Genomic DNA, 24,614 nt, shown 5'->3' with positions numbered 1-24,614 from the left:
CGGTGAGCATCATGGCGGCCCGGGTGCTCACAGCAGCACGCGGCGGAAGTCAGCCAGGATCTGGCCCAGGAAGGCGTTGAAGCGCGCGGCAGCAGCGCCGTCGATCACGCGGTGGTCCCAGGTCAGCGACAGCGGCAGCATCAGGCGCGGCTGGAAGGCCTTGCCGTCCCACTTGGGTTCGATCTGGCTCTTGCACACACCCAGGATCGCCACTTCAGGCGCATTGATGATGGGCGTGAAGTAACGCCCGCCAATGCCGCCCAGGCTGGAGATGGTGAAGCAGGCGCCGCTCATGTCGGCCGGACCCAGCTTGCCGTCGCGGGCCTTCTTGGCCAGCTCGCCCATTTCCTGGCTGATTTGCAGCACGCCCTTCTTGTCGGCGTCCTTGATCACCGGAACGACCAGGCCGTTCGGGGTGTCAGCGGCAAAACCGATGTGGAAGTACTGCTTGTAGATCAGCGCGTCGCCGTCCAGCGAGCTGTTGAACTCGGGGAACTTCTTGAGCGCGGCCACGCAGGCCTTGATCAGGAAGGCCAGCATGGTCACCTTGACGCCGCTCTTCTCGTTTTCCTTGTTGGTGGAGACGCGGAAGGCTTCGAGGTCGGTGATGTCGGCGTCGTCATGGTTGGTGACGGCCGGGATCATGACGGCATTGCGCAGCAGGTTGGCGCCGCTGATCTTCTTGATGCGGCCCAGTTCCTTGCGTTCGATCGGACCGAACTTGGCGAAGTCGACCTTGGGCCAGGGGATCAGGCCCAGCTCGGAGCCGCCACCGCCCGTGGCCACCGGGGCCTTGGCGGCTTGCGCCTTGGTTTGCGTGGCGCCGGCCATCACCGCCTGGGTGAAGGCTTGCACGTCGGCCTGGGTGATGCGGCCCTTGGGGCCGGTGCCCTTGACTTCGGCCAGCGGCACGCCCAGTTCGCGGGCGAACTTGCGGATCGAAGGCGAAGCGTGCGGCAAACCAGCCGAGGGCGTGCCCGGCTGGTGGGCCGGCACGGCCGCAGCAGCCGGGGCCGCCACGGCCGCAGCCGCGGCCACGGGGGCCGCTGCCGGCGCAGCGACGGCGGCGGGGGCCGGTGCAGCGGCCGGTGCGGCCGCGCCCACGGCGCCTTCCAGCACCACCACCAAGTCACCGATGTTCACGGTGTCGCCCAGCTTGACCTTGATTTCCTTGACCACGCCAGCATGCGAGGACGGGATCTCCATCGAGGCCTTGTCCGACTCGACGGTGATCAGCGACTGCTCGGCCTTGACCGTGTCGCCCACCTTGACCAGCAGTTCAATGACGGCCACGTCCTTGAAGTCGCCGATGTCGGGCACCATGACCTGCACCGGGCCAGTGGCGGCCGGGGCGGCAGCCACTGGCGCCGCAGCGGCCACGGGGGCAGCCACCGGAGCGGGGGCGGCGACCGGGGCCAGGGCGGCCGCCGGTTCAGCCGCGGCACCCGCCACTTCCAGGGCCACGACGATCGAGCCTTCAGCGACCTTGTCGCCCAGCTTGACCTTGATTTCCTTGACCACGCCAGCGTGCGAGGACGGGATTTCCATCGACGCCTTGTCCGACTCGACGGTGATCAGCGACTGCTCGGCCTTGACCGTGTCGCCCACCTTGACCAGCAGCTCAATGACGGCCACTTCGTCGAAATCCCCGATGTCAGGGACCTTGATGTCTACCAATGCCATGTTTGTGTCTCCTGGCCGCTTCAGGCGTACAGCGGGTTGATCTTGTCGGCTTGGATGCCGTATTTGGCGATCGCTTCAGCCACCTTGGTGGCCGGCACGGTGCCTTCTTCGCTCAGCGCCTTGAGGGCGGCCACGACGATGTAGTGGCGGTTCACTTCAAAGTGCTCGCGCAGCTTGCCACGGAAATCGCTGCGGCCAAAACCGTCGGTGCCCAGCACCTTGTAGGTGCGGCCCTTGGGGATGTAGGAGCGGATTTGCTCCGCGTAAGCCTTCATGTAGTCGGTCGATGCCACCACCGGGCCACCGTGGGCGGCCAGTTGCTGGGCCACGAACGGAACCTTGGGGGTTTCCAGCGGGTGCAGCAAGTTGAAGCGCTCGGCGTCCTGGCCGTCACGGGCCAGTTCGTTGAAGCTCGGGCAGCTCCACACGTTGGCGGCCACGCCCCAGTCTTGCTCCAGCAGTTCCTGGGCGGCAATGCTTTCGCGCAGGATGGTGCCCGAGCCCAGCAGTTGCACGCGCGGGGTCAGCTTGGCGCCTTCCTTGCACAGGTACATGCCCTTGATGATCTGCTCTTCCGTGCCGGGGATCAGGCCTGGCATGGCGTAGTTCTCGTTGAGCAGGGTCAGGTAGTAGAAGACGTTTTCTTGCTTCTCGACCATGCGCTTCAAGCCGTGGTGCAGGATCACGCCGACTTCGTGGGCGAAGGTCGGGTCGTAGCTCACGCAGTTCGGGATGGTGCCCGCCAGGATGTGGCTGTGACCGTCTTCGTGCTGCAGGCCTTCGCCGTTCAGCGTGGTGCGGCCCGAGGTGCCGCCCAGCAAGAAGCCACGTGCCTGCATGTCACCCGCCGCCCAGGCCAGGTCGCCAATGCGCTGGAAGCCGAACATCGAGTAGTACACGTAGAACGGCACCATGATGCGGTTGCTGGTGCTGTAGGACGTTGCCGCCGCAATCCAGCTGCTCATGCCACCGGCTTCGTTGATGCCTTCTTGCAAGATTTGGCCAGCCTTGTCCTCGCGGTAGTACATGACCTGGTCCTTGTCGACCGGGGTGTACTGCTGACCTGCGGGGTTGTAGATGCCGACCTGACGGAACAGGCCTTCCATGCCGAAGGTACGGGCCTCGTCCACCAGGATGGGCACCACGCGCGGGCCCAGGGCCTGGTCGCGCAGCAACTGGGTCAGGAAGCGCACATAGGCTTGGGTGGTGGAGATCTCACGGCCTTCGGCGGTGGGCTCCATGACCGACTTGAACACGTCCAGCGAGGGCACGGTGAACTGCTCGTCCGCCTTGGTGCGGCGGTGCGGCAGGTAACCACCCAGGGCCTTGCGGCGCTCGTGCAGGTACTGCATTTCGGGGGTGTCGTCTGCGGGCTTGTAGAACGGGATGTTCGGCAGCTCGCTGTCTGGCACCGGGATGTTGAAGCGGTCGCGGAAGGTCTTGATGTCCTCGTCGGTCAGCTTCTTGGTCTGGTGAACGTTGTTCTTGCCTTCACCAGCCTTGCCCATGCCAAAGCCCTTGACGGTCTTGATCAGCAGCACGGTGGGCTGGCCCTTGTGCTTGACGGCGGCGGCGTAGGCGGCGTAGACCTTTTGCGGGTCGTGACCACCCCGGCGCAGCGCCCAGATTTGCTCGTCGCTCATCTTGGAAACCATCTCCAGCGTGCGCGGGTCACGGCCGAAGAAGTTCTTGCGCACGTAGGCGCCGTCATTGGCCTTGAACGACTGGTAGTCGCCGTCCAGGGTTTCCATCATGACCTTGCGCAGGGCGCCGTCCTTGTCGCGCGCCAGCAGCGGGTCCCAGTCCGAGCCCCACAACAGCTTGATGACGTTCCAGCCCGCGCCACGGAACTCACCTTCGAGTTCTTGCACGATCTTGCCGTTGCCGCGCACCGGGCCGTCCAGGCGCTGCAGGTTGCAGTTGACCACGAAGATCAGGTTGTCGAGCTTTTCACGCGCGGCCAGGCCGATGGCGCCCAGCGATTCGACTTCGTCCATTTCGCCGTCGCCGCAGAACACCCAGACCTTGCGGTTTTCAGTGTTGGCAATGCCACGGGCGTGCAGGTACTTCAGGAAGCGGGCTTGGTAGATGGCCATCAAGGGGCCCAGGCCCATCGAGACGGTGGGGAACTGCCAGAACTCAGGCATCAGCTTCGGATGCGGGTAGCTCGACAGGCCCTTGCCGTCCACTTCTTGGCGGAAGTGCAGCAGTTGTTCTTCAGTCAGGCGGCCTTCCAGGTAGGCGCGGGCGTACACACCGGGCGACACGTGGCCTTGGATGTACAGGCAGTCGCCACCGTGGTTTTCGCTCTCGGCGTGCCAGAAGTGGTTGAAGCCGGCGCCAAACATGTGGGCCAGCGAGGCGAAGGAGCCGATGTGGCCGCCCAGGTCACCGCCGTCCACCGGGTGGTGGCGGTTGGCCTTGACCACCATGGCCATGGCGTTCCAGCGCATGTAGGCGCGCAGGCGCTCTTCGATTTCGATGTTACCGGGACAACGCTCTTCCTGATCGGGCTCGATCGTGTTCACATAGCCGGTGTTGGCCGAGAACGGCATGTCGATGCTGTGCTCGCGGGCGTGTTCCAGCAGCTGTTCTAGCAGGAAGTGGGCACGTTCTGGGCCCTCACTCTCGATGACCGCGGCGAGCGCGTCCATCCACTCGCGGGTTTCTTGGTTGTCCAGGTCTTGCGCCGGGTTGGCAGCAATGCCGGGCACGTGCTCGGGTTGGGCTGACATGTTTTGTCTCCTGCTAAAGGGGGGTTGACGTCACATTGACTGACCGGGCGAGTGTCGCACAAAAAATTCAAATTTCAAATGGTGCTCAGCCATTTCACATTATGAATTTATGTGAACAAGAAGCTCCGGCTTGCGGGCCTGCCCCCCAGGCCGCTCCCCTACACTTGAGCCCATGCAAACCCCCGAACATGCCGCTCCTCGCCTGGGCGGCCGGCGGCGCACCTTGGCGTGGATCCGACGCTGGTGGAGCCGCCAATCACCCAACCGACAAGACCGTTTCGCCATGCTGGCGCCGCTGGTGGCGGTGCTTTTGTTTTTGGCGGCCATCGCAGCCGCCTTCCTGTACCTGCGGGCGGAAGAAATCGAGCGCGAGCAAGAAGCCGTCAAGCGCGATGTCGAATACGCCCAGCAGCGCCTGCGCCTGCGCTTGCTGGAGCGCCAGGAGCAACTGATGCGCCTGGCGCGGGACGTGTCCAACCGCGAACTCAACCGCAACGACTTCAACGCCCGCGCGGACGGCCTGATCAGCCAGTACCCCGAGCTGCAAATGCTCAGCTGGATCGACGAAAAGCAGCGCGTGCGCGCCAGCCGGGCTGCCCCCACCGTGCCCAGCGCCCAGTTGCTGAGCGTGGGCGAAGTGCTCAAGCGGGGCGAAACCGAAGCCACCTTCAGCCTGACCCGGGACATGCAGCAACCCGTGTACTCCCCTCCCGCTGGCAACGCGGAAGACGGCGCGCTGCTGCAGCTGCATGTGCCGCTCAATGAGCAAGGCCGCTTCACAGGGGTGGTCGCGGGCGAGTACTCGGTCGACGGCCTGCTGCGCTACGGCGCCCCCACCGAGGTGCTGGCCAAGTACGCGGTGGCCTTGGTCGATGCCCAAGGCAGGGTGCTGGCGGGCTCGGCCCTGCCACCGCGCAGCAAAGCCACCCAGTTGCTGCCCTGGGCCGTGAAAGCCAATGAATTCGAGGTGCCCGTCTCGCCGGTGGGTAACAGCTTGCTGCTGCGCGCCCAGGGCTACCGCACATCGCTGGGCCTGATCGGCAGTGGCCAGTTCTGGTTGGTCGGCGTGCTCAGCGCCATGACGGCCTGGATGCTGATCGCCAACTGGCGCCACACCCGGCGCCGTGTGCGGGCCCAGGAAGCGCTGGTGGCCGAGACCAACTTCCGACGCGCCATGGAGAACTCCATCCTGACCGGCATGCGCGCCATGGACATGAATGGCAAGGTGACCTATGTGAACGCGGCCTTCTGCCAGATGACCGGCTGGACCGAACGGGAGCTGGTGGGCCAGATGCCCCCCTTTTCCTACTGGCCCGAGGAAGACCACGCCGCCTTGTCGGCCCGTTTGCGCGACGAGTTGTCGGGCAAAACCATCCAGGGGGGCTTCCAGGTCAAGGTCAAGCGCAAGAACGGGGCCTTGTTCGATGCCCGGCTCTATGTGTCGCCCCTGGTGGATGCCCATGGCCAGCAGACCGGCTGGATGACGTCGATGACCGACATCACCGAGCCCAACCGCATCCGCGAGCAGTTGTCGGCCTCTTACGAGCGCTTCACCATCGTGCTGGAAGCGCTGGACGCTTCGGTCTCGGTGGCCCCGTTGGGCAGCGAGGAACTGCTGTTCGCCAACAAGCTCTACCGACTGTGGTTTGGCGCGCACACCGGCGGCCACCTGCACCTGGTGGCCCAGGCCGGCGTGCCGACCACGCGCACCCAAGAGCAGTCGCTCGACGATGTGGACGGACTGGCCGGCCTGCCCACCGAGTCCCTGACCGCAGCGCAGGCGGAAAACGCCGAAATCTTCGTGCCTGAACTGGGCAAATGGCTGGAAGTGCGCTCGCGCTACCTGAACTGGGTCGATGGACGCCTGGCGCAAATGGTCATTGCCACCGACATCACGCCGCGCCGCCAGGCCGAAGAGCAAGCCGCCGCCCAAGCCGAGCGCGCCCAGAACGCCAGCCGCCTGATCACCATGGGGGAAATGGCCTCCAGCGTGGCCCATGAATTGAACCAACCGTTGACCGCCATCAACAATTACTGCAACGGCATGGTCTCGCGCATCAAGGACCAGCAAATCACCGAAGAGGCCTTGCTGACGGCGCTGGAGAAGACCTCCAAGCAAGCCCAACGTGCCGGCCAGATCATCCAGCGCATCCGCTCCTTCGTGAAGCGCAGCGAGCCCAACCGCACGCTGTCGGACGTGACGGAGATGGTCAGCGAGGCCGTGGAACTGGCCGAGATCGAACTGCGCCGCCGCAGTGTGCGCCTGAGCTACTACGTGGCCGCGCGCCTGCCCCGCCTGGTGGTGGACCCGATCCTGATCGAGCAGGTGCTGGTCAACCTGATGAAGAACGCCTCCGAATCGATTGACGCGGCGGACCGCCCCTCGCCCCGCCGCAGCGTCGAGCTGCGCGTGGTGCCGCGCCAGGTCGAAGGCCTGTCCGCGGTGGAGTTTTCGGTGGTCGACACGGGCGGCGGACTGGCCCCCGAAGTGATGGAACGGCTGTATGAAGCCTTCTTCACCACCAAGGTCGAAGGCATGGGCATCGGGCTCAATCTGTGCCGCTCCATCATCGAGTCGCACAGCGGCCGGATGGAGGCTGAGAACCTCTACAATGGCGCCGACATCACGGGCTGCCGCTTCTCCTTTTGGCTGCCTGTGACACAACAGCCGCTTGACAGCGCTACAAGTTCTGCCGAACAGACAAGGATCCTGGGGTAACGCATGAGTTTGATTCCGAAGAAGGGTACTGTTTATGTCGTCGATGACGACGAAGCCGTTCGTGATTCCCTGCAGTGGCTGCTCGAAGGCAAGGATTACCGGGTTCGCTGCTTTGAATCCGCCGAAGCCTTTCTGAGCCGCTACGACCCGCGCGAAGTCGCCTGCCTGATAGTCGACATCCGCATGGGCGGCATGACCGGTCTGGAGCTGCAAGACCGCCTGCTGGAACGCCGCTCCCCCCTGCCCATCGTCTTCATCACCGGCCACGGCGACGTGCCCATGGCGGTGAACACCATGAAGAAGGGCGCGATGGACTTCATCCAGAAGCCCTTCAAGGAAGAAGAACTACTGGGTCTGGTCGAGCGCATGCTGGAACACGCCAAGGGTGCTTTCAGCGAATACCAACAAGCCGCCAGCCGCGACGCCCTGCTGTCCAAGCTGACCTCGCGTGAAGCCCAGGTGCTGGAACGCATCGTGGCCGGCCGCCTGAACAAGCAGATCGCCGACGACCTCGGCATCAGCATCAAGACGGTCGAGGCGCACCGCGCCAACATCATGGAAAAGCTCAACGCCAACACCGTGGCCGACCTGCTGAAGATCGCACTGGGACAAAACGCCCCGAAGGCCTGATCACCTTTATTTTGCTATCAACGTCATAGCCAACTTCGCCCGCTCAGGACAGCCCGCAGCGGGCGTTTTTACTTGAAAATCGCACCACCATGACCGCCCAACTCATCGACGGCAACGCCCTCTCCAAGCAACTGCGCACCGAAGTCGCCCAACGCGCCAGCGCCCTCAAGGCCCAGGGCGTGACCCCCGGCCTGGCCGTGGTGCTGGTCGGCGACAACCCCGCCAGCCAGGTGTATGTGCGCAACAAGGTCAAGGCCTGCGAAGACAGCGGCCTGCATTCGGTGCTCGAAAAATACGCCGCCGACATGAGCGAGGCCGACCTGCTGGCCCGCGTTGACGCCCTCAACAATGACCCCAGCATCCACGGCATCCTGGTGCAACTGCCTCTGCCGGCGCACATTGACGCGCAAAAAGTCATTGAAGCCATCTCGCCGCTGAAGGACGTGGACGGCTTCCACATCGCCAGCGCCGGCGCACTGATGACCGGCATGCCCGGCTTCTGGCCCTGCACGCCCTACGGCTGCATGAAGATGCTCGAATCCATCGGCTATGACCTCAAGGGCAAGCACGCTGTGGTGATCGGGCGCAGCAACATCGTGGGCAAGCCCATGGCCTTGATGCTGCTGCAAAAGAACGCCACTGTGACCATCTGCCACAGCGGCACGCAAAACCTCAAGGCCCAGACCCTGCAAGCCGACGTCATCGTCGCGGCCGTGGGCAAGCGCAACGTGCTGACGGCCGACATGGTCAAGCCCGGCGCCGTGGTGCTGGACGTGGGCATGAACCGCAATGACGAGGGCAAGCTGTGTGGCGACGTTGATTTTGAAGGCGTGCGCCAAGTTGCCAGCCACATCACCCCGGTTCCCGGCGGTGTGGGCCCAATGACCATTACCATGTTGCTTGTCAACACCCTCGAAGCTGCTGAACGGGCTGCAGCAGGGGCTTGAAGACCGACCACCCGGCGCCAACATCCAAAGCATGAGCAATCCACTTCTCGACTTCTCCGGCCTTCCCCTGTTTGACCAAATCCGACCCGAGCACGTGGCCCCCGCCATCGATGCCTTGCTGGTCGACGCTGAACAGGCACTGGAAGCTGTCACCGCCCCCAGCTTTGCCGCCGACTGGCAAGCCATTGCCAGCGTGCTCGATGTCGCCACCGAACGCCTGGGCCGCGCCTGGGGCTCGATCAGCCACCTCAACTCGGTGGCCGACACGCCCGAGTTGCGCGCCGCTTACAACGAGGCCCTGCCCCGCGTCACCGAGTTCTGGACCCGCCTGGGCGCCGACGAGCGCCTGTACGCCAAGTACAAAGCCATCGACCCGGCCCAGCTCAACCCCGAACAGCGCCAGGCCCACCTGAATGCCGTGCGCAACTTCGTATTGTCGGGCGCCGAACTGCAAGGGGCCGCGCGCGAGCGTTTTGCCCAAATCCAAGAGCGCCACGCCGAAGTCACGCAAAAGTTCAGCGAAAACGCGCTGGATGCCACCGACGCCTTCAGCTACTACGCCAACGAAGACGAGCTGGCCGGTGTCCCCGCCGACGTGGTGCAAGCCGCCCGCCAGGCCGCCGAGGCCGAAGGCAAAGCCGGCTACAAGCTGACGCTGAAAATGCCCAGCTACCTGCCCGTGATGCAGTACGCCCACAGCAGCGCGCTGCGTGAAAAGCTCTACACCGCCTACGTCACCCGCGCCAGCGAGCTGGGAGATGCACGCTTTGACAACACCCCGCTGATCCGCGAGATCCTGGCCCTGCGCCACGAAGAAGCGCAGCTGCTGGGTTACCAGAATTTTGGCGAAGTGTCCCTGGTGCCCAAGATGGCCCACTCGCCCCAGCAAGTGACCGAGTTCCTGCGTGACCTGGGCCGCAAAGCCCGGCCTTACGCCGAAAAGGACGTGGCCGACATGCGCGCCTTCGCGGCGGCCGAACTGGGCCTGGCCAACCCGCAACCCTGGGACTGGCCGTACATCGGCGAGAAGCTCAAGGAAGCACGCTACGCCTTCAGCGAACAAGAGGTCAAAGAGTACTTCACGGCCCCCAAAGTGCTGGGCGGCCTGTTCAAGATCATCGAAACCCTGTTCGAAGTCAGCATCCACCGCGACCAGGCGCCGGTCTGGAACGCGGCGGTGGAGTTCTACCGCATCGAGCGCGGCGGCCAATTGGTGGGCCAGTTCTACCTGGACCAACCCGCGCGCACCGGCAAGCGCGGCGGCGCCTGGATGGACGATGTGCGTGCCCGCTGGCTGCGCCCGGACAACGGTCAGCTGCAAACCCCGGTGGCGCACCTGGTGTGCAACTTCGCCGCGGGCGTGGGCGACAAGCCGGCGCTGCTGACGCATGACGACGTGATCACCCTCTTCCACGAATTCGGCCACGGCCTGCACCACCTGCTGACCCAGGTCAACGAACGCGATGTCTCGGGCATCAGCGGCGTGGAGTGGGACGCGGTGGAGCTGCCCAGCCAGTTCATGGAGAACTTCTGCTGGGAATGGGATGTGCTGCGCCACATGACCGCCCACGTCGACACCGGCGCGCCACTGCCACGTGCCCTGTTCGACAAGATGATCGCCGGCAAAAACTACCAAAGCGGCCTGGGCACCTTGCGCCAGCTGGAGTTCGCGCTCTATGACATGGAACTGCACACCCGCGCCGACGCGCCCGACACCTTCATGCAGGTGCAGGCGGCGGTGCGCGCCGAAGTCGCCCTGCTGCAACCGCCGCCCTTCAGCCGCACGGCCCACACCTTCAGCCACATCTTTGCCGGTGGCTACGCGGCCGGCTACTACAGCTACAAATGGGCCGAAGTGCTCAGCGCTGACGCCTATGCCGCGTTTGAAGAAACGCCCCTGGACGACGGCAGCCACAACCCTGAAACCGGCCGCCGCTACCGGCAGTCGATTCTGGAAGCCGGTGGCAGCCGCCCCGCCATGGAGTCCTTCAAGGCCTTCCGAGGCCGCGAGCCCAGCCTGGAGGCGCTGCTGCGCCACCAGGGCATGAACTGAGCCCCAGCTGTTTGTCACGCTGCCTTCTGGAAGCTGCCCCATGAAGACCTCTGCCGCCGCTCTGCCCCGCCGCCCACGGGCCTCAGCCCCTGTGCTGAGCCTGCTTGCCCTGGTGGCTTGGCTGGCGCTCAGCCCAGGGGGCATGGTGCAGGCGCAGCAGGTCTACCGCATCGTGGGGCCGGACGGCAAAGTCACCTTCTCCGACCGCCCCCCTGAAAAACCCAGCGAGAAAGCGGCCACGGTGCGCACGGCAGGCACGGGGGCGGACGCCAACAGCAGCCTGCCCAGCGAACTGCGCCAGGTGGCCAATCAGTACCCCGTGACGGTCTACACCACCCGCGACTGCAGCTTGTGCGAAGAAGCGCGCCAGTTGTTGATTCGACGTGGCATTCCGTTCGCCGAAAAAACCGTCAGCACCAAGGCCGATGTGGACGCGCTGCGCAAGCTCAGTGGCAGCGACACCGTGCCCAGCCTGTCGATCGGCAGTCAGTTCCTCAAGGGCCTGCAGGAGTCCGAATGGTCCAATTACCTCGATGCGGCGGCCTACCCACGGCAAATCCAGTTGCCGCCGGCATACCGCCGGCCCGCGGCGGTAGCCCTGGCGCCTGCTGAAGCCGCCCCTGCGGCCCCCGCAGAGCGCAAGCCCGCCCCCGCAGCGCCTGCGGTGCCAGTGGCCCCGCAACGCACCAGCCCCACCAACCCGGCCGGCATCCAGTTCTGAGCCCACCCCGTGCCAGCGCCCAGCCCCGCTGATCCCTTGGCGGCGCCCCAGGCAGGCCGCTCAGACCCCCACCCCACTTTGCTGACGCGCCCCGCACCGCCATGACCGTTCCCCCAAGCCCCCTGCCCGAGCCCTTGCTGGCCGACACGCTGGCCCAGCGGGTGGCCGAGTTGGAAAGCCAGAACAAGATCCTGCGCTACAGCCAGGCCAATGCCGAAAGCGCCTCGGAGCGCTTCGAAACCCTTTTTTCCAGCGTCCCGCTGCCCCTGATGGTGGTGGACGAGCACGACATGGTGGTGCAGGCCAACTCCATGGCCCACCGCCGGTTTCAGCCCACGGAGTTTGACCGCCCCCTGGTCTCGCTGATGCCTTTTGTGCGCGAAGACCACCTCCCCAAGGTGAGCCAAGCCTTTGCCCTGGCCCAACACGAAGGCCAGGCCGAGGCCACCGAGGTGGTCTTTGCCATCGGTGACAGCGGCCAGCTCACCGGCGACCTCCATGTGCGCCGCCTGGAAACCCACCAAGAAGGTGCCGAGCCCCTGGTTCAGTACATCTGCGCGGTGATCGACCAAGGCCCACTGCTGGCCGAGCGACAGGCCTTGCAACACAGCGCCAGCGTGCTGCAAGAGCGCAATGAGCAGCTTTATGCCGGGGAGCGCCGCCTGGAGGCGGTGATCAACTCGGCCCTGGACGCCATCATCTGTGTGGACAAGGACCAGCGCATCACGGTGTTCAACCCCACGGCGGCGGCCCTGTTCCAGTGCGCGGCCTCGGACGCCCTGGGTAGCCCGCTGGAGCGTTTCTTGCCCAATGCGAACGAAGCCCTGGGCTTCATGCAGGTCTCGACCCAGGCCTTGCTGGGCGAGCTGACCGCGCGCACCGCCAGCGGCAAAGAACTGTCGGTCGAGGTCAGCGTGTCGGTGGAGCGGCACAACGAAGGCGAGACCACCACCGTCTTCGCGCGCGACCTGACCGCCCGCAAAAAGGCCGAAGCCCAGCGCGAAGTGCTGGAAGCCCAACTGCGCGAATCGCAAAAAATGCAGGCTGTGGGCACCATGGCCGGGGGCATAGCGCACGACTTCAACAACATCCTGGGGGCCATCCTGGGCAACGTGGAGCTGGCCCGGGGCGACCTCAGCGCGGATTCGCCTGCCCTGGTCAGCCTGCAGGAGATCGACAAAGCCGGCCGCCGCGCACGCGAACTGGTGCGCCAAATCCTCACCTTCAGCCGCAACGAGGCCCCCCAGCGCCAGCCCCTGTGCCTGGCCGAGGTGGTGCATGAAACCGAGCGCCTGCTGCACGTCACCCTGCCGCCCGGCATCGGGCTGCGCCTGCACCTGGCGCCCAACACGCCGCCCGTGCTGGCCGACGCCACCCAGGTGGAGCAAGCCCTGCTCAACCTGTGCACCAATGCCATCCATGCCATCGGCGAGCACCGCGGCTGGGTGGACATTCAATTGCAAGCCCTGGAGCCCGACACGCGCAAGCGCGAGCGCCTGGGCCTGCAGCCAGGGACCTATGTGCGCCTGAGCGTGCAAGACAGTGGCCAGGGCATGGACGCCGCCACCATGGAGCGCATCTTCGAGCCCTTCTTCACCACCAAGCCGGTGGGCCAAGGCACGGGCCTGGGCCTGGCCGTGGTGCATGGCGTCATGCGCACCCACGACGGCGCAGCCGACGTGCAAAGCGTGAGCGGTGTGGGCAGCACGTTTTCGCTGTACTTCCCGGCGCTCAGCACCGCCATCGCCCCCAGCGCGCCCCCGGAGGCCGCCCCCCCGCCAGCCCATGCCCCTGCCCCGGCGGAAGGCCAGGCCCCGCACCATGTTTTTTATGTGGACGACGACACCGCCCTGGTGTTCCTGGTCGAGCGCCTGCTGCGCAGGCGTGGCTACCGGGTCACCACCTTCACCGACCCGCAGTTGGCCGCGGAAGCCTTGCGTGCCAACCCGCAGGCCTGCGACCTGCTGGTGACGGACTACAACATGCCTGGCTTCTCAGGCGTGGACCTGCTGCGCGAGGTGCGCCAGATCCGCCCGGACCTGCCCGTGGCCCTGGCCTCGGGCTATGTCACCACAGAGATCGAACGCAGTGCGCTGGCCGAAGGTGCGCGCGCCCTGATCCACAAACCCAATGACGTCGAGGAGCTTTGCGCCACGGTGCAAAGGCTGCTGCTGGCAGGCCCTTGCGGGCCACCAAGTGCCTCCGTCGACACCCCGCCGGCCACCTGAGCCAGGCCGTCTCCGTTTTTTGCCATGGTCACTTTTCAATTGCGCGGCGCCGATGGCCGCCCTCTCCCTGCGGCCCCCGCCGTGCCCCAGGCCAAGGCCCAGGGGCCGGACGTGACACCGCGCCCAGCCCTCACCGGCCGAGCAGCCCGGCGCGAGCGCGCCGCGCAAGCCGCCGCTGCACGCCCGGAGCCGATGCCCGTCACAGCCCCCGGCCAGCTCTGGCTCTGCGGCCCGGCCCTGCCTGCGCCACGCACCCTGCACAGCCCGAACGGCCCCCTGCTGTGCCTGTACGAAGACGACTCGGTGCTGGCCTTTGACAAGCCTGCGGGCATGCACTCCGTGCCTGGCAAGGGTGAAGACAAGCAAGACTGCCTGTCCGCGCGCGCTCAGGCCTTGTTCCCCGAAGCCCGGGTGGTGCATCGCTTGGACCTGGACACCTCGGGCGTGATCGTCATGGCGCGGGGTGCCGAGGCGCAACGCCGGCTCAACCGCAGCTTCGAGCTGCGCCAGGTCGACAAGCGCTACGTGGCCGTGGTGCAAGGTTGCCTGAGCGCCCCCGATGGCCCGTGGGGCCTGATCGACCTGCCCATTGCGCTGGACTGGGAGCGCCGCCCCCTGCACACCGTGGACGCCGCCACCGGCCGGCCCAGCCAGACCCACTGGCACCTGCTCGATGTCGACCCGGCCCAAGACCGCTCCCGCGTGTTACTGGAGCCCTTCACTGGCCGTTCGCACCAATTGCGCGTGCACCTGCAGGCCCTGGGCCACCCCATGCTGGGCGACCGGCTCTACGGCGGCCCCATCGCCATGCCGCGCTCGCCGCGCCTGCTGCTGCACGCCACACAGATCCTGCTACCCCACCCCGTGCATGGTCAGCCCTTGTTCATTGAAAGCCCCGTGCCTTTTTGAGGCGCCTGGTCGGGGCCTAACACCGTGCCCGAGTCCAGCGCAGCGCCGGGCCGGCCCGCCTTGAGGCCGGCCCCAGCAGCTCCGCCCCGCTTTGCCAAGCCCTGGTGTTGCAAACATGCACTCAGGGGCACACACCCTGGCATTTGTCAGCGGTGGCGCTAGCATGGCAGGATGACCACCTCGCTCTACATCCTCACCGGTGCCTCGCGCGGCATGGGCCTGGCCATGGCCCAGCAACTGCTGCAACCCGGCAACACCTTGCTGACCTTGTCGCGCAGTCCCAACCCGGCCTTGGCCGAGGCGGCTGAGGCGGCGGGCATCCCGCTGATCCAATGGGCCATGGACCTGGCCGACGGCAACGCCGTCGCCCATGAGCTGGGCTTGTGGCTGACCACCCTGGACCCGCAGCAATTCGACCGCGCCGTGCTGATCAACAACGCCGGCGTCATCCCGCCGATTGCACCGCTCTCGGCCACACCGGCGGTGGACATCGCCTGGGCCTTGCGCGTTGGCCTGGAAGCCCCCATGCAACTCAGCGCGGTGTTTCTCAACACCACCTTGGCCTGGCGGGCGCGGCGTCAGATCCTCAACATCTCCTCCGGCCTGGGCCGGCGGGCCATGGCCTCGCAAGCGGCCTACTGCGCGGCCAAGGCCGGCATGGACCACTTCAGCCGTTGCGTGGCGCTGGATGAAGCCCAAAAGCCCCATGGCGCCCAAATTTGCTCTTTGGCCCCTGGCGTCATCGACACCGAGATGCAAGAGCAGCTGCGCGGGACCAGCGCCGAGGCCTTTCCGGACCAGCAAAACTTTGCGGCGCTCAAGGCCAATGGCCAGTTGACCTCGGCCGATGAAGCTGCCCGCAGCGTGCTGGCCTGGCTGGAGCGTCCGGACTTCGGCCACAACCCGGTCGCCGACGTGCGCGACACCTGAGGGTCTGAACGTTCAATGCCTGCAGAGCGGGTCACTTCGGTGTCCGTTCCGGGTCAGGCTGCGCGGCTAAGATCAGCCCCGCATTTTTCTACTCATCCCCCTCTGTTCCAGACAGGAGACTCAGCATGTCCCGTGAAGTTGTAGTGGTCAGCGGTGTGCGCACCGCCATCGGTACTTTTGGCGGCAGCCTCAAAGACATCCCCCCCACCGCCCTGGGAGCCCAGGTGGTGCGCGAATCGCTCAAGCGCGCCCAAGTGGACGGTGCCGATGTCGGCCATGTGGTGTTTGGCCACGTCGTCAACACCGAGCCGCGTGACATGTACCTGTCGCGCGTGGCAGCCATCGAAGGCGGCTGCGGCGAAGGCACGCCCGCCTTCAACGTGAACCGTTTGTGCGGCTCGGGCCTGCAAGCCATTGTGTCGGCCAGCCAAGCCATTTTGCTGGGCGACGCCGACATCGCCATCGGTGGCGGTGCCGAGAACATGAGCCGTGCGCCCTATGCCAGCTTGGCCACCCGCTTCGGTGCCCGCATGGGTGACACCAAGATGGTCGACATGATGACCGGCGCCCTGCATGACCCCTTCCACACCATCCACATGGGCGTGACGGCCGAGAACATCGCCGCCAAGTGGGGCATCACCCGCGCCGACCAGGACGCGCTGGCCGTGGAGAGCCACAACCGTGCCGAGCGCGCCACCGCTGCGGGCTACTTCAAAGAGCAAATCACCCCGGTGATGCTCAAGAGCCGCAAGGGCGAAGTCGCCTATGACACCGACGAGCATTTCCGCGCCGGTGCGACGCTGGCTGACATGGACAAACTCAAGCCCGTGTTCATCAAGGAAAACGGCACCGTCACCGCCGGCAATGCCTCGGGCATCAACGATGCCGCCGCTGCCGTGGTGCTGATGGAAGCTGGCACCGCCAAGGCGCGGGGCCTGCAGCCCCTGGCGCGACTGGTGGCCTACGCCCACGCCGGTGTCGACCCCAAGTACATGGGCATCGGTCCGGTGCCCGCCACGCAACTGGCGCTGAAGAAAGCCGGTTTGACGGTCAATGACCTGGACGTGATCGAGGCCAACGAGGCCTTTGCCGCCCAGGCCTGCGCGGTCACCCGTGACCTGGGCCTGGACCCAGCCAAGGTCAATCCGAACGGTTCGGGCATTTCGCTGGGCCACCCGATTGGCGCCACCGGCGCGGTGATCACGGTCAAGGCTTTGTACGAGTTGCAGCGCATCCAGGGCCGCTACGCCCTGGTGACCATGTGCATTGGCGGCGGCCAAGGCATTGCCGCCATTTTTGAACGCGTTTGACCCTCGGGTCCCGGGCCTGCCAGCTGCTGAGCCCGCCCAAAGCAAAGCCCGTGGGCCTGACCAGGCCCACGGGCTTTTTCACGGGGGTCCAGCAGATACCGACCCGGTGCCTATTTGCTGATCATCCACTGGATGATGAATTTGGCAGCAAAGCCGACCAGGCCCAAACCCAGGCCCAGAAACAGCACAAAGGTACCAAAGCGCCCAGCCTTGGACTCCCAGGCCAGCTGACCGATGATGAACACCATGTAGAGCATGAAGCCGCCCACCCCAAAGGTGAGGCCAAAGGCAGAAATCTGCTCTTCCGAAAAACCAAACATCGCTATCTGACCTGAACAGGGGCCACGGACGCATCCCGCGCAGGCAGGGCCGACGCATCCACCAAATCGCGGTATGCATGCCAGCTGGCGTGACCCAACATGGGCATGACCGCAATCAGCCCCATTAAAAAAGAGCCCATGCCCAGCAGCGTGAAGCCCGCGATCAGCGCGGCCCACACAGCCATCGGGACGGGGTTGTCGAGCACGGTGCGCCAACTGGTCAACACCGCCTGCAGCAGGGTGATGCGTCGGTCCAGCAAAAGCGGAATCGACACCACACTGGACGCAAAAATAGGCGCGGCCAACAAGGCGCCCATGGCCAGCCACAGCTCAAACAGCCACCCTTGGGGCGCCGCGACCACGATGCGCAAAAAGTCGATCGGGGTGTGCACGGGCTCAGGGGCCAGCAAGGTGATCAGGGCGGCCGAGGTCAGCACCCAACCCGTGGCCGCCAGGGCCAGCAGGAGGCCGAACTGGACCAGGCACCAATACGGGCTGGACCACTTGTCGACATGGCTTTGCTGCCAGTTCCACCAGGTCTTGAGCACCAAGTCGAGGGAAGGCTCTTCGCCGCGCTCCAGGGCACGGCTCAAGGCGTAGAGGCTGGTGGCCAAAACAGGGGCCACCACCAAAAAGCCTGACAGGGCGCCAGCCAACAACCAAAAGCGGTCGTGCGCTCCCCACATGATCAGCCCCCCCAGCACAGCCAGCACCAAGCCATGGGCGAAGCTGATCCAGCCCGCGCGAGCCATGTCACGCCAGGCCAGGACCAGCCAGGTCAGCGGTTGCATGAGGGTGATGGTGCGAACCAAAGGTGCAGGATCTGTGGAGGCGGACATGGTGATTCAGGGCCGGGATGCGGCACGGGTTGCAGATCGTGCCTCCATGCTATGCCGCTGAGTGCGGCATCGACAGACTCAAGGCCCCGAGAGGCTCCCAAACTAGGGAGAACCATGAGGCTGAAAACCCTCAAGCGACCTGCGCTGGGGCTCCGCTCGCCTGGCCCAGGCTCAGTCCCGAACGACCATCACGGGCAGGTGTGCATCGGACAAGACCTTTTGGGCCACGCTGCCGAGTACCAGCTTCTCAATGCCACGACGGCCATGCGAGCCCATGACAATCAAATCGCTGCCCAGGCTCTGGGCGGTGTCCAGGATGCCGCGGTGGATGGCATGGGCCTCGACCACGGTGGTCTTGACCGGCAAGCCAGCCGCCTCCAGTGTGCTGCGGGCGCCATCCAAGGCCGCATTGGCCTCCGCGGTGGCCGCGCCCAGGTACTGCGATTGGCCATAGGCAAAGTCTGCACCCACACCCGAGAAGGGATAGGGGTCGATCACGTAAATGGCGGTGACATCGCTCTGGAAAGCCTTGGCCAGGCCCACCGCCTTGTCCAATGCCAAGGTGGAGGTGGCAGAACCGTCGACGGGAATCAGAATGTGCTTGAACATGGATCGCTCCTGTAAGTGATGGGGCCAGTGTGCCCGCTGACCGACTCATCCCTATTGACGCGCATCAAATTCAGCGCGGGCAGTTCAAACCCACAGGCTGACCAGACACCGCCCAGTCAGCCGCCCCATGCCTTCGCTCAGCCGGGCAGACCTTGGAACCCACCCGAACGGCAGGTCAACACCAGGGTGTCCCGGTAACCACCGGGGCTCAATGGCTGGATCGGGGTGGACTCATGGATCACGCTTTCGTCGTCCAACAGCAACAGGGACCAGGGCTGGGTCAGGGTGAAGCGCTGGCCATTGGGCCCTTGGGCCTCGAAGACCCGGGTTTCACCGCCCTTGATGCCCTCGCGCGCGATCATGAACACCGCCACCAAGTCCACACCGTCGCGGTGCGCGCCTTCGGGCGTGGGCCGACCGATGCCGTCGGTGGTGTCGATGCGGAACTGGTGCGCCTCAATGAACCAGGGCTGGGCGGGCTCACCCGCAGGGCGTCGCAAGGCAGCGCTGGCCTGGGCCACCGCCGTCAACAAGCGGCCCCAGGCCGGGGAATTCAGGGTCGGGGCGGTCATGGGTTCAAACCAGCGCTCCATGCCACCGTGCAAGGCGTTGTACTCCAGGGGCTGCCAGTGGGCACGGTGCGGCACCGGGTTGACCTCGTCGCCCGTCACCACAAAGCAGCTGTGGCGGCGCCGCCGGTAGCGGCCACCGTCCTTGAGGTAGTTGTCCGGCGGCAGGCCTTCCCAAGTGGGGATCAGGGCTTGCAGATCGGCCAAATCACAATCGGCCCAACGGGCCACGTCCTCGGCCGTCAGCACGGCATAACCGCGTTGACGCAGTTGTTGAGGCACTTGCTCCGGGGACACCGAAGGAGGGGCAAAGGTAGCGGTGGTCATATGGGCGGCTAGCTTAACGCGAGCCGGACCCGGCGAGCGGGCTCCGGACCCAGAACCCCTGTCAAACGCGGTGTCGACAGGCCCTGGTGTTGAGCTGCCACAAGCAGCGCGGCCGCCTTGGGGAGCGATCGCAGGGCTCAATCGGCCGCGCCCTGACTGGCTGCTGATGGCGAGCCTTCGCTCAACTCCGCGCTGGGCGTCGTCGCGGCTGCCGGGCGGGCCGACGCGGGCAACCCCGCCTGGCGCTGCTGCAACCAGCGGTGCGCATCCACAAAATAGACCTGGGCGGCGCAAGCGTGGTGGCGGGCGCAATGCTGAGCCCAATGACGCATTTCCGAGCGGGGCACATACAAGTACAGCACGTTCGCCTGTGGCGAAGGGCCACGCTGGCGCACCTGCAGCGGGCGCTGGTTCAGCACCGGGGGAGGCCCGTCAGGGCCAGGGCTGATGCGGCCGTACACCCCCACCGACAGGTCCGAGCCAGCCACCGCACCAGGGGCCTGTGCCAAGCCCAGGGTGGCGAGCACGCATGCCGCACTGCACCGCAGCCCGCGCAACACAGACGCCACCATGCCTCGGTTCACCGTGCAGCCACGGACTGGGGCGCCGGAACCAACCCGGCCAGCACCGATGGATCGCCCGGCACCGAGACCTTGGACGCTTCGCTCACCCCGCCCCCACCTGCAGCGGTCGCCGGTAAGGCTGACAGGTCGATCTCCCCTTCTGCCTGGGCCAGCGCGGCACCGGCGGGCGACAAGAGGGGCGAACGCCCTTCTGCGTATTGCCAGCTCAAGGTGCCGACCAAGGCCAGGGTGATCAGGCACAAGGACAGGCCCAGCGGCCACAGCGAACGGCTGTGACGCAGGCGATCAAGCCAGCCCAACGACCAGGCCCGACGGGAGATCAAGGTCAGTGATTGGTTTTTCATGGTGTTCAAGCTCCCAAGTAAGTCGGTCAGATCGCCTGTGGCACCAGGCTGGCGGCATTCAGCCAACTGGAATGTGCTTGAAGCGCCCACCAGGGGCCTTACAAGATGTAGCAAGCGCAAAAACATCAATTTCGTTCATAGGTCGAACTTAACCGGTTGTCATTATTGAGAAAAGCAAATGCCGAGCCATTTTTGGGCCCGAAAAAACAATGTTCAAAACCGGTACTTTGTTTGCAAATTGATACACAAATATGAAGGTGACGGCCCGGGCAGCGCCACGGTTGGTTTTTTGCACCGGATCAGACCCATTCAGTGCGTCCATGCACCAGGCTGGTCAGGCGCGACGCACCAAGGACGCGCAAAAGTTCAAGACCAGGCTTCGGCCACTGCACCGGATGTCACACAGTGATGCATCACAGGCCCTGGTTCTGGCTCATCGGGCTTGTATACCAGTGGCACGGAACCTGCTGTGTCTCAGGCAATGACCACCGCCACTGACATCAGCGATCGCATCATGGAAGCCGTGATGGCCCAGAAACTGCCGCCCGGCGCCCGCCTGGGCGAGCAGCAACTGGCCATGTTGTTTGACTGCAGCCGCACCATCGTGCGGGAGGCCCTGACCCGATTGGCCACACGCGGCATCGTCACCGTCAGCGCACGCCGCGGCTGGTATGTGATCGAACCCTCGGAAGACGAAGCCCGCGAGGCTTTTGAAGCGCGCCGGGTGATTGAGTTGGGCCTGCTGCACCAGTTCAAGAACCGCCGAGTCGACGCCGCCGCCATGGCCCAACTGAAGCAGCACCTGGCGCGCGAGCAAGCCGCGGTGGAAGGCTCGGACGTGGGGGCGCGCAGCTTTTTGCTGGGTGACTTCCATGTCTGCCTGGCCGAGTGCCTGGGCAACGCCTTGCTGGCCGACACCTTGCGCGACTTCACCGCCCGCACCACGCTGATCGCCATGCTGTACCAGTCTTCGCACGATGCTGCCCAGTCCTGTGCGGACCATGTCCGCATCGTGGAGGCCCTGGAAGCTGGCGACATTGAGCAGGCCGAAGCGCTGATGGCCGAGCACATCGGCACCGTGCAGGCCGCGCTCCAACCCGTGGCCAGCAGCGATCCGCTGGAGCACCTGCGCCAGGCCCTGTCGCCGGTGGCCAAGGCCCCGGGCAGCAGCCCAGCCCAACCGAATCCCCCCTCGCCCGACGCCTGTGCGTCGGACTCCTCCTCTGAAATCCCCTCGACCTACCTTGGAGCACTGCTATGAAAGCCTTCACCCGCCGCACCACCCTGAGTCTGCTGGGCGCCGCCAGCCTGGCCTGCTGCCTGAGCAGCCCCGTGCAAGCGCAAAACGCGCTGGACAACGTGCTCAAAAGCCGTGAGATCAAGATCGCCATTCCCACCGACTACCCGCCCTACGGCTTTGTCGGCACCGATCTCAAGCCCCAAGGCCTGGACATCGACATGGCCAACTACATCGCCACCAAACTGGGTGCCAAGGTCGAGCTGATCCCGGTGACCAGCGCCAACCGCATCGCCTACCTGCAAACGCAGAAGGCTGACCTGGTGATTTCCACCCTGGGCAAGAACCCCGATCGTGAAAAAGTCATCGACTTCACCGCGGCGTATTCGCCCTTCTTCCAGGCCGTGTTTGCCGGCAAGAGCGTGGCCATCAAGAGCTTTGCCGACCTGGCCGGCAAGTCGGTCGGCGTGACGCGCGGCGCCATGGAAGACCAGGAACTGGCCAAGGTCGCCCCCGCTGGCGTGGACGTGAAGCGCTTTGAAGACCACGCGGCCACCATCTCGGCCTTTGTGTCGGGACAGACCCAAGCGATTGCCACCAGCGCCTCGACCGCCGGCACGATCATGCAGAAGAACCCCAACCTGGCCACCGAGTACAAGCTGCTGCTCAAGGACAGCCCCAACTTCATCGGCGTGGCCAAGGGTGAAGAAAAGCTGCGTCTGAAGGTCAACGAGATCATTGCCGAAGCCAAGAAGTCTGGCGACCTGGACAAAATGTCGCAACGCTGGCTGGGCCGCCCCGCTGGCGATCTGCCGCAGTAAGCCCGACCGAACCCGCACCGGGCTTTTGCCATGCTGATCGAACTTGACTTCCCGGCCGTGCTGGCCGACTGGCCCATGCTGCTGCGCGGCGTGGCCTGGACCCTGGGCCTGACGGTGGTGGGCACCGTGCTCGGGCTGCTGCTGGGCACGGCCTGCGCCTGGGTGCGGGCCCGCAACCTGGGCGACCGCCCAGCCGCCCTGCGCCTGGCGGTGGCCAGCTACGTGGAACTGATGCGCAACACGCCCTTCATCGTGCAGTTGTTCTTTCTGTTCTTCGGCCTGCCGGCGCTGGGGGTGAAGCTCAGCCCCGAAGTGGCCTCGGTGCTGGCCATGGTGATCAACCTCGGCGCTTACTCGGCTGAGATCATCCGCGCCGGCCTGGAGGCCACGCCCAAGGGCCAGATCGAGGCGGCACACAGCCTGGCCCTGACGCCCAGCCAAACCTTCCGCCGCGTGGTGCTGCCGCCGGCGCTGCGCAAGGTCTGGCCGGCGATGGTGAGCCAAATCATCATCGTGATGCTGGGTTCAGCGGTGTGCGGGCAGATCTCCACCCCGGAGCTGAGCTACGCCGCCAACCTGATCCAAAGCCGCAACTTCCGCGCCTTCGAAGCCTTCATCGTCGCCACCGCGCTCTACCTGGGTCTGTCGATCCTGGCGCGCCGGCTGCTGAACTGGCTGGGCCAGCGCTTTCTTTTCGGACACTGACCATGGTTGATTTTTCCCTCTGGGACATCTTGCGCAACCTGATGCTGGCCGCGCGCTGGACCGTGGGCCTGTCGCTGCTGGCCTTCGTGGGTGGTGGCTTGGCGGGCCTGGGCCTGCTGGTGCTGCGGCTCAGCGGCTGGCGCGGCAGCCAAACGCTGGTGGGCGCCTATGTGCAACTGTTCCAAGGCACCCCCTTGCTGATGCAGTTGTTTCTGACCTACTTCGGCCTGGCCTTGCTGGGCGTGAAGACCACCCCGTGGACGGCGGCCGCTGTGGCCCTGACGCTCTACACCAGCGCCTACCTGACCGAAATCTGGCGTGGTTGCGTGGCCGCCATTCCCAAAGGCCAATGGGAAGCCGCCCAAAGCCTGGCGCTGAACTTTGGCGAGCAACTGCGCCACGTGGTGCTGCCGCAGGCCTTGCGCATTGCCGTGCCCCCCACCGTGGGCTTTTTGGTGCAGGTGATCAAGGGCACGGCCCTGGCTTCGGTGATCGGCTTTGTCGAGCTGACCAAGGCCGGCAGCATGATTTCCAACGCCACCTATCAACCGTTCCTGGTCTATGCCTGCGTGGCTCTGATGTATTTTTCGCTGTGCTTCCCCGTGAGTCTGATGGCACAGCATCTCGAAAGGAAACTCCATGGCCATCGTTGACATTGCCGCCCTGCGCAAATCGTATGGCACCCACGAGGTGCTCAAGGGCATCGACCTGCGCGTCGAGCCTGGTGAAGTGATCGCCATCATCGGCAAAAGCGGTTCGGGCAAAAGCACCTTGCTGCGTTGCATCAACGGCTTGGAAGTGTTTCAAGAAGGCGGCCTGGTCGTCAACGGCAAGCCCTTGCTGCACGACAGCCCGACCGCCATGCGGGAACTGCGCCAGCAGGTGGGCATGATCTTCCAAGGCTTCAACCTGTTTCCACACCTGAGTGTGGGCCGCAACATCATGCTGGCCCCCACCCTGGTCAAGCAAAAAGACGCCACCGCCGCAGCCACCCAAGCGCGCCAGCTGCTTGAGCGCGTGGGCCTGGCCGAGAAGTTTGATGCCATGCCCGAACAGCTCTCCGGTGGCCAGCAACAGCGCGTGGCGATCGCGCGCGCCCTGGCCATGGAGCCACGCGTGCTGCTGTGCGATGAAATCACGTCGGCCTTGGACCCGGAACTGGTGGGCGAGGTGCTGCGCGTGGTGGAAAGCCTGGCCGACGAAGGCATGACGCTGCTGATGGTGACGCACGAGATGAGCTTTGCGCGCAAGGTCAGCGACCGAGTGATCTTCATGCACCAAGGCCGGGTGCACGAAATGGGCCCGCCAGCCGAGCTGTTTGGCCAGCCCCAAACGCCCGAGCTGCAACAGTTTTTGTCCTCCTTGCACAACTGAAGGAAGCGCCCCGGGTCCAC

General features: G+C 65.3%; 22 protein-coding genes. 14 read left to right on the top strand and 8 right to left on the bottom strand.

Going from position 1 to position 24,614, the window contains the following annotated elements; all coding sequences use genetic code 11:
- Nucleotides 1–27 precede the first annotated feature (27 nt).
- Complete coding sequence (gene aceF, locus PSQ39_RS10160) at nt 28–1,683, bottom strand: dihydrolipoyllysine-residue acetyltransferase (RefSeq protein ID WP_273926653.1); 1,656 nt, start codon at nt 1,681–1,683, stop codon at nt 28–30.
- A gap of 20 nt (nt 1,684–1,703) precedes the next feature.
- Nucleotides 1,704–4,418, bottom strand: a complete 2,715-nt coding sequence (gene aceE, locus PSQ39_RS10155; protein ID WP_273926652.1) for a pyruvate dehydrogenase (acetyl-transferring), homodimeric type — start codon at nt 4,416–4,418, stop codon at nt 1,704–1,706.
- Between the two features lie 172 nt (nt 4,419–4,590).
- Here aceE and PSQ39_RS10150 point away from each other — a divergent pair, with 172 nt between their 5' ends.
- The 9 genes from PSQ39_RS10150 (at nt 4,591) to bktB (ending at nt 16,865) form a co-directional block, all read left to right on the top strand.
- Nucleotides 4,591–7,137, top strand: coding sequence for a PAS domain-containing sensor histidine kinase (locus PSQ39_RS10150; protein WP_273926651.1), 2,547 nt, complete (start codon nt 4,591–4,593; stop codon nt 7,135–7,137).
- Between the two features lie 3 nt (nt 7,138–7,140).
- Entirely contained in the window at nt 7,141–7,767 is a 627-nt protein-coding gene (locus tag PSQ39_RS10145) for a response regulator transcription factor (protein ID WP_019576848.1), read from the top strand.
- Between the two features lie 89 nt (nt 7,768–7,856).
- Nucleotides 7,857–8,714 (top strand): bifunctional methylenetetrahydrofolate dehydrogenase/methenyltetrahydrofolate cyclohydrolase FolD, encoded by an 858-nt coding sequence (gene folD, locus PSQ39_RS10140; RefSeq protein ID WP_273926650.1) that lies wholly within the window; start codon nt 7,857–7,859, stop codon nt 8,712–8,714.
- Nucleotides 8,715–8,745: 31 nt separating this feature from the next.
- Entirely contained in the window at nt 8,746–10,767 is a 2,022-nt protein-coding gene (locus PSQ39_RS10135; RefSeq protein WP_273926649.1) for a M3 family metallopeptidase, read from the top strand.
- Nucleotides 10,768–10,807: 40 nt separating this feature from the next.
- Nucleotides 10,808–11,488, top strand: coding sequence for a glutaredoxin family protein (locus tag PSQ39_RS10130; protein ID WP_273926648.1), 681 nt, complete (start codon nt 10,808–10,810; stop codon nt 11,486–11,488).
- A gap of 101 nt (nt 11,489–11,589) precedes the next feature.
- Entirely contained in the window at nt 11,590–13,716 is a 2,127-nt protein-coding gene (locus PSQ39_RS10125) for a PAS domain-containing hybrid sensor histidine kinase/response regulator (protein WP_273926647.1), read from the top strand.
- Between the two features lie 24 nt (nt 13,717–13,740).
- Nucleotides 13,741–14,625, top strand: coding sequence for an RluA family pseudouridine synthase (locus PSQ39_RS10120; protein WP_337961935.1), 885 nt, complete (start codon nt 13,741–13,743; stop codon nt 14,623–14,625).
- Between the two features lie 171 nt (nt 14,626–14,796).
- Nucleotides 14,797–15,555 carry an SDR family NAD(P)-dependent oxidoreductase gene (locus PSQ39_RS10115; protein ID WP_273926646.1) on the top strand — a complete coding sequence of 253 codons (759 nt, stop codon included), beginning with the start codon at nt 14,797–14,799 and terminating at the stop codon, nt 15,553–15,555.
- 125 nt (nt 15,556–15,680) lie between these two features.
- Nucleotides 15,681–16,865, top strand: a complete 1,185-nt coding sequence (bktB, locus tag PSQ39_RS10110; RefSeq protein ID WP_273926645.1) for a beta-ketothiolase BktB — start codon at nt 15,681–15,683, stop codon at nt 16,863–16,865.
- Nucleotides 16,866–16,975: 110 nt separating this feature from the next.
- On the opposite strand, the gene PSQ39_RS10105 is transcribed toward bktB, so the two are convergent.
- The 6 genes from PSQ39_RS10105 to PSQ39_RS10080 all read right to left on the bottom strand — a co-directional run bounded on the left by PSQ39_RS10105 (nt 16,976) and on the right by PSQ39_RS10080 (nt 20,457).
- Nucleotides 16,976–17,185: a DUF2788 domain-containing protein gene (locus PSQ39_RS10105; RefSeq protein ID WP_273926644.1), complete on the bottom strand. Its 210-nt coding sequence runs from the start codon at nt 17,183–17,185 to the stop codon at nt 16,976–16,978.
- Between the two features lie 2 nt (nt 17,186–17,187).
- Nucleotides 17,188–18,024, bottom strand: coding sequence for a DUF2189 domain-containing protein (locus PSQ39_RS10100; protein ID WP_273926643.1), 837 nt, complete (start codon nt 18,022–18,024; stop codon nt 17,188–17,190).
- Between the two features lie 171 nt (nt 18,025–18,195).
- The gene (locus PSQ39_RS10095; protein WP_273926642.1) at nt 18,196–18,633 is read right to left on the bottom strand and encodes a universal stress protein; all 438 of its coding nucleotides are present in this window, start codon (nt 18,631–18,633) and stop codon (nt 18,196–18,198) included.
- Between the two features lie 137 nt (nt 18,634–18,770).
- A complete protein-coding gene (locus tag PSQ39_RS10090; protein ID WP_273926641.1) occupies nt 18,771–19,529 on the bottom strand; it encodes a 2OG-Fe dioxygenase family protein in 759 nt (252 codons plus the stop codon).
- 137 nt (nt 19,530–19,666) lie between these two features.
- Nucleotides 19,667–20,056 carry a hypothetical protein gene (locus PSQ39_RS10085; protein ID WP_273926640.1) on the bottom strand — a complete coding sequence of 130 codons (390 nt, stop codon included), beginning with the start codon at nt 20,054–20,056 and terminating at the stop codon, nt 19,667–19,669.
- Nucleotides 20,057–20,109: 53 nt separating this feature from the next.
- Entirely contained in the window at nt 20,110–20,457 is a 348-nt protein-coding gene (locus PSQ39_RS10080; protein WP_273926639.1) for a hypothetical protein, read from the bottom strand.
- A gap of 481 nt (nt 20,458–20,938) precedes the next feature.
- Here PSQ39_RS10080 and PSQ39_RS10075 point away from each other — a divergent pair, with 481 nt between their 5' ends.
- From PSQ39_RS10075 to PSQ39_RS10055, 5 genes are read left to right on the top strand one after another with little or no spacing between them, the layout of a single operon-like run.
- Nucleotides 20,939–21,718, top strand: a complete 780-nt coding sequence (locus PSQ39_RS10075) for a GntR family transcriptional regulator (protein ID WP_273926638.1) — start codon at nt 20,939–20,941, stop codon at nt 21,716–21,718.
- A complete protein-coding gene (locus tag PSQ39_RS10070) occupies nt 21,715–22,515 on the top strand; it encodes a transporter substrate-binding domain-containing protein (RefSeq protein ID WP_273926637.1) in 801 nt (266 codons plus the stop codon). The genes PSQ39_RS10075 and PSQ39_RS10070 overlap by 4 nt, the downstream gene beginning before the upstream one ends.
- Nucleotides 22,516–22,545: 30 nt before the next feature.
- Nucleotides 22,546–23,220, top strand: coding sequence for an amino acid ABC transporter permease (locus PSQ39_RS10065; RefSeq protein ID WP_273926636.1), 675 nt, complete (start codon nt 22,546–22,548; stop codon nt 23,218–23,220).
- A 2-nt stretch (nt 23,221–23,222) separates the two neighbouring features.
- The gene (locus tag PSQ39_RS10060) at nt 23,223–23,873 is read left to right on the top strand and encodes an amino acid ABC transporter permease (protein ID WP_273926635.1); all 651 of its coding nucleotides are present in this window, start codon (nt 23,223–23,225) and stop codon (nt 23,871–23,873) included.
- Entirely contained in the window at nt 23,860–24,594 is a 735-nt protein-coding gene (locus PSQ39_RS10055) for an amino acid ABC transporter ATP-binding protein (protein WP_273926634.1), read from the top strand. The genes PSQ39_RS10060 and PSQ39_RS10055 overlap by 14 nt, the downstream gene beginning before the upstream one ends.
- Nucleotides 24,595–24,614: the final 20 nt, after the last annotated feature.

Origin of the sequence: Curvibacter microcysteis, from assembly GCF_028649455.1 — a bacterium.
Classification (GTDB): Bacteria; Pseudomonadota; Gammaproteobacteria; order Burkholderiales; family Burkholderiaceae_C; genus Curvibacter; species Curvibacter microcysteis.
This window is presented reverse-complemented; position numbering and strand designations above follow the sequence as displayed.

Bases quoted from the DNA above. Each gene is read 5' to 3' on its own strand.
- aceF (WP_273926653.1), bottom strand. From the start codon at position 1,683: ATGGCATTGGTAGACATCAAGGTCCCTGACATCGGGGATTTCGACGAA.
- aceE (WP_273926652.1), bottom strand. From the start codon at position 4,418: ATGTCAGCCCAACCCGAGCACGTGCCCGGCATTGCTGCCAACCCGGCG.
- PSQ39_RS10150 (WP_273926651.1), top strand. From the start codon at position 4,591: ATGCAAACCCCCGAACATGCCGCTCCTCGCCTGGGCGGCCGGCGGCGC.
- PSQ39_RS10145 (WP_019576848.1), top strand. From the start codon at position 7,141: ATGAGTTTGATTCCGAAGAAGGGTACTGTTTATGTCGTCGATGACGAC.
- folD (WP_273926650.1), top strand. From the start codon at position 7,857: ATGACCGCCCAACTCATCGACGGCAACGCCCTCTCCAAGCAACTGCGC.
- PSQ39_RS10135 (WP_273926649.1), top strand. From the start codon at position 8,746: ATGAGCAATCCACTTCTCGACTTCTCCGGCCTTCCCCTGTTTGACCAA.
- PSQ39_RS10130 (WP_273926648.1), top strand. From the start codon at position 10,808: ATGAAGACCTCTGCCGCCGCTCTGCCCCGCCGCCCACGGGCCTCAGCC.
- PSQ39_RS10125 (WP_273926647.1), top strand. From the start codon at position 11,590: ATGACCGTTCCCCCAAGCCCCCTGCCCGAGCCCTTGCTGGCCGACACG.
- PSQ39_RS10120 (WP_337961935.1), top strand. From the start codon at position 13,741: ATGGTCACTTTTCAATTGCGCGGCGCCGATGGCCGCCCTCTCCCTGCG.
- PSQ39_RS10115 (WP_273926646.1), top strand. From the start codon at position 14,797: ATGACCACCTCGCTCTACATCCTCACCGGTGCCTCGCGCGGCATGGGC.
- bktB (WP_273926645.1), top strand. From the start codon at position 15,681: ATGTCCCGTGAAGTTGTAGTGGTCAGCGGTGTGCGCACCGCCATCGGT.
- PSQ39_RS10105 (WP_273926644.1), bottom strand. From the start codon at position 17,185: ATGTTTGGTTTTTCGGAAGAGCAGATTTCTGCCTTTGGCCTCACCTTT.
- PSQ39_RS10100 (WP_273926643.1), bottom strand. From the start codon at position 18,024: ATGTCCGCCTCCACAGATCCTGCACCTTTGGTTCGCACCATCACCCTC.
- PSQ39_RS10095 (WP_273926642.1), bottom strand. From the start codon at position 18,633: ATGTTCAAGCACATTCTGATTCCCGTCGACGGTTCTGCCACCTCCACC.
- PSQ39_RS10090 (WP_273926641.1), bottom strand. From the start codon at position 19,529: ATGACCACCGCTACCTTTGCCCCTCCTTCGGTGTCCCCGGAGCAAGTG.
- PSQ39_RS10080 (WP_273926639.1), bottom strand. From the start codon at position 20,457: ATGAAAAACCAATCACTGACCTTGATCTCCCGTCGGGCCTGGTCGTTG.
- PSQ39_RS10075 (WP_273926638.1), top strand. From the start codon at position 20,939: ATGACCACCGCCACTGACATCAGCGATCGCATCATGGAAGCCGTGATG.
- PSQ39_RS10070 (WP_273926637.1), top strand. From the start codon at position 21,715: ATGAAAGCCTTCACCCGCCGCACCACCCTGAGTCTGCTGGGCGCCGCC.
- PSQ39_RS10065 (WP_273926636.1), top strand. From the start codon at position 22,546: ATGCTGATCGAACTTGACTTCCCGGCCGTGCTGGCCGACTGGCCCATG.
- PSQ39_RS10060 (WP_273926635.1), top strand. From the start codon at position 23,223: ATGGTTGATTTTTCCCTCTGGGACATCTTGCGCAACCTGATGCTGGCC.
- PSQ39_RS10055 (WP_273926634.1), top strand. From the start codon at position 23,860: ATGGCCATCGTTGACATTGCCGCCCTGCGCAAATCGTATGGCACCCAC.